Source organism: Mesorhizobium sp. M1A.F.Ca.IN.020.06.1.1, from assembly GCF_004023265.1.
In the GTDB taxonomy this organism is placed as follows: Bacteria; Pseudomonadota; Alphaproteobacteria; order Rhizobiales; family Rhizobiaceae; genus Mesorhizobium.
On record NZ_RZSR01000225.1, the window covers coordinates 1 to 7,204 of the forward strand.

General features: G+C 62.5%; 5 protein-coding genes and 1 pseudogene. 1 reads left to right on the forward strand and 5 read right to left on the reverse strand.

Annotated elements, in window-relative coordinates; genetic code table 11:
- The 4 genes and pseudogenes from EOA60_RS12485 to glmM form a co-directional block, all read right to left on the reverse strand.
- Positions 1 to 599 (reverse strand): annotated as a pseudogene (locus EOA60_RS12485) (phosphoserine aminotransferase); the annotation flags it as partial.
- Positions 600 to 797: 198 nt separating this feature from the next.
- Positions 798 to 1,571 carry an outer membrane protein gene (locus tag EOA60_RS12490; RefSeq protein ID WP_095824079.1) on the reverse strand — a complete coding sequence of 258 codons (774 nt, stop codon included), beginning with the start codon at positions 1,569 to 1,571 and terminating at the stop codon, positions 798 to 800.
- A 206-nt stretch (positions 1,572 to 1,777) separates the two neighbouring features.
- On the reverse strand, positions 1,778 to 2,593 hold the full coding sequence (locus EOA60_RS12495) for an outer membrane protein (protein ID WP_095824080.1): 816 nt from the start codon (positions 2,591 to 2,593) through the stop codon (positions 1,778 to 1,780).
- 216 nt (positions 2,594 to 2,809) lie between these two features.
- A complete protein-coding gene (glmM, locus tag EOA60_RS12500) occupies positions 2,810 to 4,162 on the reverse strand; it encodes a phosphoglucosamine mutase (protein WP_128311420.1) in 1,353 nt (450 codons plus the stop codon).
- Positions 4,163 to 4,527: 365 nt separating this feature from the next.
- On the opposite strand from glmM, the gene EOA60_RS12505 reads away from it, so the two are divergent.
- Entirely contained in the window at positions 4,528 to 5,394 is an 867-nt protein-coding gene (locus tag EOA60_RS12505; RefSeq protein ID WP_095824082.1) for a hypothetical protein, read from the forward strand.
- A gap of 386 nt (positions 5,395 to 5,780) precedes the next feature.
- Here EOA60_RS12505 and ftsH read toward each other — a convergent pair.
- Positions 5,781 to 7,204: ATP-dependent zinc metalloprotease FtsH (ftsH, locus tag EOA60_RS12510; RefSeq protein WP_128311418.1), on the reverse strand; the 1,424-nt coding region annotated here is incomplete at its 5' end.

A 7,204-nucleotide genomic window follows, 5' to 3' on the forward strand; every position in this document is an offset into this window, starting at 1 on the left:
CCCTCGCCGCCCAGCACCTTCTGCCAGGAGAAGGTGACGACGTCGAGTTTATCGAAGTCGAGCCGCTGCGCGAACGCCGCCGAGGTGGCGTCGCAGATGGTGAGACCCTTGCGGTCGGTCGGAATGAAATCGCCGTCCGGCACGCGCACGCCGGAGGTCGTGCCGTTCCAGGTGAAGACCACGTCGCGATCGAAATCGATCTGCGTCAGATCCGGCAACACGCCGTAGCCGGCCTCGAACTTGCGCACATCGGCGAGCTTGAGCTGCTTGACGACATCGGTCACCCAGCCGGAACCGAAACTTTCCCAGGCGACCATGTCGACGCCGCGCTCGCCAAGCAGCGACCACAGTGCCATCTCGACCGCGCCGGTATCGGATGCCGGCACGATGCCGATCCGGTAGCCGGCCGGGACCTCGAGGATTTCGCGCGTCAGCTCGATCGCCTGCTCGAGCTTGCCCTTGCCGATTTTGGCGCGGTGAGAGCGTCCGAGCGCAGCAGCTTTCAGCGCCTCGACCGACCAGCTGGGGCGTTTTGCACAGGGACCTGAGGAGAAATTGGGGTTTGCCGGACGGAGTCCGGGCTTGGTAAGCGTCGTCATCGTGGTCTATCCTTCCAGATAGTGGCCCCTCGTTGGGGAGGGGTGGCCCACGGACGGCGATATGCTTTCAGCCTTCCGGCGTCAAGAGCAAAGTTTTTGTCGCTGTCGGGATATTTGTCTGACGGCACCACGCGCCGGAAACGAAAAAGAACGGCGGACCCGTTCGACCCGCCGGCGGCAATTTCCGAGTTCCCTCGCTTACCAAAGATCGTAGCGCAGCCCGAGCTTGACCTGGTGATTGCTGATCCCCTTTCGGATCGAGTAGGAAGTCAGGCTGTCGGCTGTCGCATATTCAGCATCTGGCGCTGAGAAATACTGATATCCCAGATCTATCAGCACATTCTTTGAGACCTGGTAAGCAAAACCTGCATTCAAGGTGTACGCAAGTGAATACTTCGTCTTGTTATCGGTTTGGGTGAAATCATCGGAGGGATCAGCGTTGTCGGTGAAATAGCTCGCTGAAAGATTGTACTTGCTCCGCACAATGCCGAGACCCGCTCCAACATAAGGTGTAACGCCGATATAGGTACCAAGGTCGACGTAACCGTTGAGAATGCCCGAGAATGCATAATTCTTGAGGGTCGCGGATGCCACGGTTGCCGTGGCCGGCGGTGTCACGATCAATGTGTCATCGTAGCCGACACTGACCCTGTTGCCCGGCAGATAACCGAAATTGAAATCAGCACGCAGGTAATCGGTGAAATGGTAGCCGAAGCCTATACTCGCAAAGATCGGGTCTTCTTTGTCGCTGAAGCTCCCCGGCGGGGAGGCGAAATCCTCATTCCTGAAGCTCTTCTCCACCAGATAGGAGACGTCGCCGCGGAGGTACCAGCCGGAGCCTACCTCGACCGGCTGATAATCCGGCGCCTGATCGACATAGATCGGCGGATCGTAGTCGGCCGACACCGCCTGTGTCGCCGGCATCAGCACGATTGCGGCGAGCGCCAGTGCGATACACGATTTTGATGTCATGGTCCCCGGCTCCTGAGATTGGCGCCAGTCGCGAACGCGAGCACAGCTGCCGTTTCAGGAGCATTGTTAACCATAGTGGTTAAGTGCCGGTTAAGGATAACAGGGGGTTACCGAATTGATTTCGATGCTGTTTTGCCGGCCACCCACAAAAGAAAATCGCCCGGCTGGCGCCGGGCGATTGGCAGAATTTCAGGATCTCGAAGCGGCTACTTGGTGTAGATCGGCTCCGGCTCAGGCTGGTAGGCCACCGGTGTAGTGCACCCATTGTTGCCGCCGAATTGGTAGCGCAGACCGCCGCGCACCTCATGCGTGTTGATGCCGTGGTCGAACCCCGGCCCGGAACTCGTCGAATCGAACTCGAACATGCGCCCGCCCTGGATGTGAGTGAAGCGGTAGCCTGCGTCGAGGATCACCCTGTCGGTCAGGCAGTAGGAAGCGCCGGCCATGAGCGCATAGGCGAAGCGCCAGTTGGACGAACCCGGGTTGGTTTCTGTGGTGTTCGGATCGTGGACCGTGTCCCACTTGACGTGCGCACCGCCGATGCCGGCGCCGACGTAAGGCGTGATACCGTGATAGGTGCCGATATCGACATAGGCATTGGCCAACAGCAGCAGCGCGCTCATCCTCGACACCTCGGTTGATGTCGTGACGAGGTCCGAGGTCTGGCCGTTGAAGTCCGACTTGAACCAATAGTCGGCCGTCAGATCGGTTCGGAAGTAATCATTGATCTTGTAGCCGACGCCGCCGCCGAGCGAGAAGCCGCCCTTCAGCTTGCCGAAATCGAAATCGTTGGTGCCGGGCGGTGGCCCGTATGTAATGTAGTCGATGCCGCGCAAGGTCGACTTGTGGTAGTCGATGTCGCCGCGAATATACCAGCCGCCGACGTCGATCGGCTGCGCCTCGACCACCGGCGGCGGAGCTTCCTCCACCGGCGGTGGTTCCCACAGGTCGGCGGCGAGGGCCGGTCCGGCCACTCCCGCCAACAGCGCGGCAAACAGTGCCATTCTTGCGGTATCGAACATGCTGTCACCCCTAAGAAGCCTCGGGACGACATCGCCCGAAGATGAACCTCGGCGTGGATAATGAATTGCAAAGGTTAAAAGCCGTTTAACCGTACTGATTAACCACGAATGCCTACAATTTTAGAGGGTATTCCGTTGTCCGGGGTGTTGTGAGCGCGCGAAAAAGCCCGCCTGGCGGCGGGCTTGCAGATGCGATCGTCCGCTTTGCGGCGGCGATCAGGCGGCGCTGCGGGTATCCGAGATGATGCCGACGATCTCGTTGACGACGGCCTCGACCAGCTGCGGATCGTCGCCTTCGGCCATGACGCGGATGAGCGGCTCGGTGCCGGACGGCCGGATAACGAGGCGGCCGGCCTTGCCCAGGCGGTTGCGCCCTTCCTCGATGGCTGCCTTGACCGGCGCCTCCTCCAGCGGCTTGCCGCCGGAGATGCGGACGTTCTTCAGAAGCTGAGGCACCGGCTCGAACTTTTTCGACAGCTCGCTGACCGGCCGGTTCTGCCGCTTGATGCAGGCCAGCACCTGCAGCGCCGAAACCAGGCCGTCGCCGGTGGTCGAGAAATCGGACAGCACAATATGGCCGGACTGCTCCCCGCCGACATTGAGGCCGTGCGCGCGCATGTGCTCGACGACATAGCGGTCGCCGACCTTGGTGCGGTGCAGCTGCAGCTTCATGTCGCTAAGGAAACGCTCAAGACCGAGATTGGACATCACCGTCGAGACGACGCCGCCGCCGGCCAGCCGTCCGCTCTGGTGCCAGGACTCGGCGATCAGCGCCATGATCTGGTCGCCGTCGACGATGGCGCCGTTCTCGTCGACGATGACCACACGGTCGGCGTCGCCGTCGAGCGCGATGCCGATATCGGCGCGCACCTCGTGCACCTTCTTCTGCAGGCCGGCCGGATGGGTCGAGCCGCACTCCTTGTTGATGTTGAAGCCGTTCGGCTCGACATTGATGGCGACCACCTCGGCGCCGAGCTCCCACAGCGCCTCCGGCGCCACCTTGTATGAGGCGCCGTTCGCGCAATCGACGACGATCCGAAGCCCGGAAAGCGACATCGAGCGCGGCAGCGTGCGCTTGGCGAATTCGATATAGCGGTCGTGGACGCCGTCGACGCGCTTGGCACGCCCCAGCCCGTCGGAATCGGCAAGCGACAACTCGATGTCCTTGTCGAGCATGCCTTCGATTCGCTCCTCGATCTCGTCGGAGAGCTTATAGCCGTCGGGGCCGAACAGCTTGATGCCGTTGTCGTAATAGGGGTTATGCGAGGCCGAGATCATCACCCCGATGTCGGCGCGCAGCGAGCGCACCAGCATGGCGACCGCCGGTGTCGGAATCGGCCCGAGCAGGAACACGTCCATGCCGGCGGCGCACAGGCCTGACACCATCGCGTTCTCGATCATGTAGCCGGAAAGCCGCGTGTCCTTGCCGAGCACGACGCGGTGCCGATGGTTGCCCCGCTGGAGAGAAAGGCCGGCGGCCATACCCACCCGCATGGCCACCTCGGCCGTCATGGGAAACTTGTTGGCGCGTCCGCGAATGCCGTCGGTGCCGAAATACTGCCCTGCCATACCTGCCAAAGTCCCCGTCGGTTTCAGCCGCCCGTATTGCCACAATTGGGCCGCATCCGATCATCACGTTTCGTGATTATATATTACTATTCCTTAGAAAATCATTGTCGCAGACCGGTCAAGTGATTCGGCAGCCTGCCACGACCTCTCGTTGTAGCGGGAATATAGAAGCCCAGACAGCTTTTCCGCCCGACACGGTTGGGAAAACCTTATTTGCTCGAACCGAGCGCCAGCAATTTAGCACCTTGTCGGCAGGAACACACTTTGTGAGGGCATCCGCGCGGGAAGCATCTGGCGCAGCCCGAAGTTGAGAGCTATTGATTTGGTATAGGCACCATTTGGCGGCAGCAAGGGAGAAAAACGCCATGCTTATTCATAGACTTGCAACATTGACGGGCATCGCCGTCGCAACCCTGTTCCTGGCGGCGCCGGCCAACGCGCTGACCATGGCCGAGTGCAGCACCAAGTACAACGCGGCCAAGGACGCCGGAACGCTCAATGGCCAGACCTGGAACCAGTTCCGCAAGGCCCAGTGCGGCAGCGACGCTTCCGCCACGACCGACACCAAGGCGGCGACCGACACCAAGGCGGCGACTGAGACCAAGGCTGCGACCGAGACCAAGGCTTCTGACACCAAGAAGGCAAAGACGGCAGCTGCCTCGGACGACACGGCCAAGGGCCTGACCGCAAAGGAATGCAGCACCAAGTATCAGGCCGCTAAGGCGGCCGGCACGCTGAACGGCATGAAGTGGAACGATTTCCGCAAGGCTGAATGCGGCCCCGGCGCCACTGCCGCGGCGGCCGCCAAACCTGCCGCCAGCAAGACTTCCACCGCTGCCGCTGACGGTGGTTCGGCCAAGGGTCTGACCATGGCCGAATGCAGCAGCAAGTACCAGGCTGCCAAGACCGCCAACAAGCTCAACGGCATGAAGTGGAACGACTTCCGCAAGGCCGAATGCGGCGCCGGCGACGACGACGACACCGTGCCGGCTCCGACCGAGGCGACTTTCACCAAGGAACCGGCAAAGCCCAGCGTGGCTGCGCCGAAGGGCGTGACCTTCCCGACCGCCATCTCGCCGAAATTCGCCAACGAGACGCCGGCCAAGGCCCGCATGCACACCTGCCTCGAGCAGTACTATGCCAACAAGGACGCCAACACGCTGAACGGCCTGCGGTGGATCCAGAAGGGCGGCGGCTTCTACAGCCTCTGCAACGCCAAGCTGAAGAGCTGATCGCTCAGCGCTTACCTCCAAGACCAAGGCTCGCGCATCGCGAGATGCGCGGGCTTTTTCGTTGGACGCGCTTAAAGAGGCATATCGGCGCCGCAAAAGAACCCCCGCCGGCGAAGCTACCAATCTCCCCCTATATGGACTGAGGACATCGCGAACAGGTGTGCGAAGACATCGCGAACAGTTTCGTGCGTTTTGCGCGGGAGGTTCGGGGTGCCATGCGAGGCCAGAAGCGTGATGAGCCAGAAGGAAGATTGGCGCTTGCGCCGGACGCCGATCTTGCAGGTGCGGTCCGCGAGCGACTCGCCAATCCGTCTGTGAGCTCCCAAACAACAACGCCGCGGTCTGAGCCGCGGCGTCGTTTTTTATGTTTCGTTTTCGATCGAGCCTTAGCCCTGCGGCTGCGGCTCCATGCCGCCTTCGGGCTCGGGGCCCTTCTTGCGACGGCCGCCGGTGCCGGCTTTCGGCACAGCCGAGCCGCGGCTGGGCGGCGTGTCGTCGCCAAGGTCGCGGGCGGGCTTGTGGCCGGCGATCAGCTGCTTGATCTCCTCGCCGGTCAGGGTCTCGTATTCGAGCAGCCCTTCGGCCAGCGCGATCCAGTCCTTCTTCTTCTTGGTCAGCACGGTCTTGGCGGTGGAATAGGCATCGTCGATCAGCCGGCGCACCTCGGCGTCGATGATCTGCGCGGTCTCTTCCGAGATGTTCTGCTGGCGCGCCACCGAATGGCCGAGGAAGACCTCTTCCTGGTTGTCGCCATAGGCGACATGGCCGAGCTTGTCGGAGAAGCCCCACCGCGTGACCATGGCGCGCGCCAGCTTGGTCGCCTGCTCGATGTCGGAGGAGGCGCCGGAGGTGATGTTCTCCTTACCGAACTTGAACTCCTCGGCGACGCGGCCGCCCATCATGATCGCCAGCCTCGAGATCATGTATTTGTAGCTCATCGAATAGCGGTCGCCTTCCGGCAGCTGCATGACCATGCCGAGCGCGCGGCCGCGCGGGATGATGGTCGCCTTGTGCAGCGGATCGGCCGTCGGCACGTTGAGCGCCAGGATGGCGTGGCCGGCCTCGTGATAGGCGGTCAGCTCCTTCTCGGCCTGCGTCATCGCCGACGAGCGGCGCTCGGCGCCCATCATGATCTTGTCCTTGGCGTCCTCGAACTCGGCCATGGTGACGAGCCGCTTGTTGCGACGCGCCGCCATCAGCGCGGATTCGTTGACCAGGTTCATCAGGTCGGCGCCGGAGAAGCCGGGCGTGCCGCGCGCGATGACCTTGAGGTCGACATTGGGCGCCAGCGGCACATTGCGCACATGCACCTTGAGGATCTTCTCGCGGCCGACGATGTCGGGGTTCGGCACGACCACCTGGCGGTCGAAGCGGCCCGGCCTGAGCAGCGCCGGGTCGAGCACGTCGGGCCGGTTGGTGGCGGCGATCAGGATGATGCTTTCGTTGGACTCGAAGCCGTCCATCTCGACCAGCAGCTGGTTCAGCGTCTGCTCGCGCTCGTCATTGCCGCCGCCGAGGCCGGCGCCGCGATGGCGGCCGACGGCGTCGATTTCGTCGATGAAGATGATGCAGGGGGCGTTCTTCTTGGCCTGGTCGAACATGTCGCGCACCCGGCTTGCGCCGACGCCGACGAACATCTCGACGAAATCCGAGCCGGAGATGGTGAAGAACGGCACGTTGGCCTCGCCTGCGACGGAGCGGGCGAGCAGCGTCTTGCCGGTTCCGGGAGGGCCGACCAGCAGCACGCCGCGCGGGATCTTGCCGCCGAGCCGCTGGAACTTCTGCGGATCGCGCAGGAACTCGACGATCT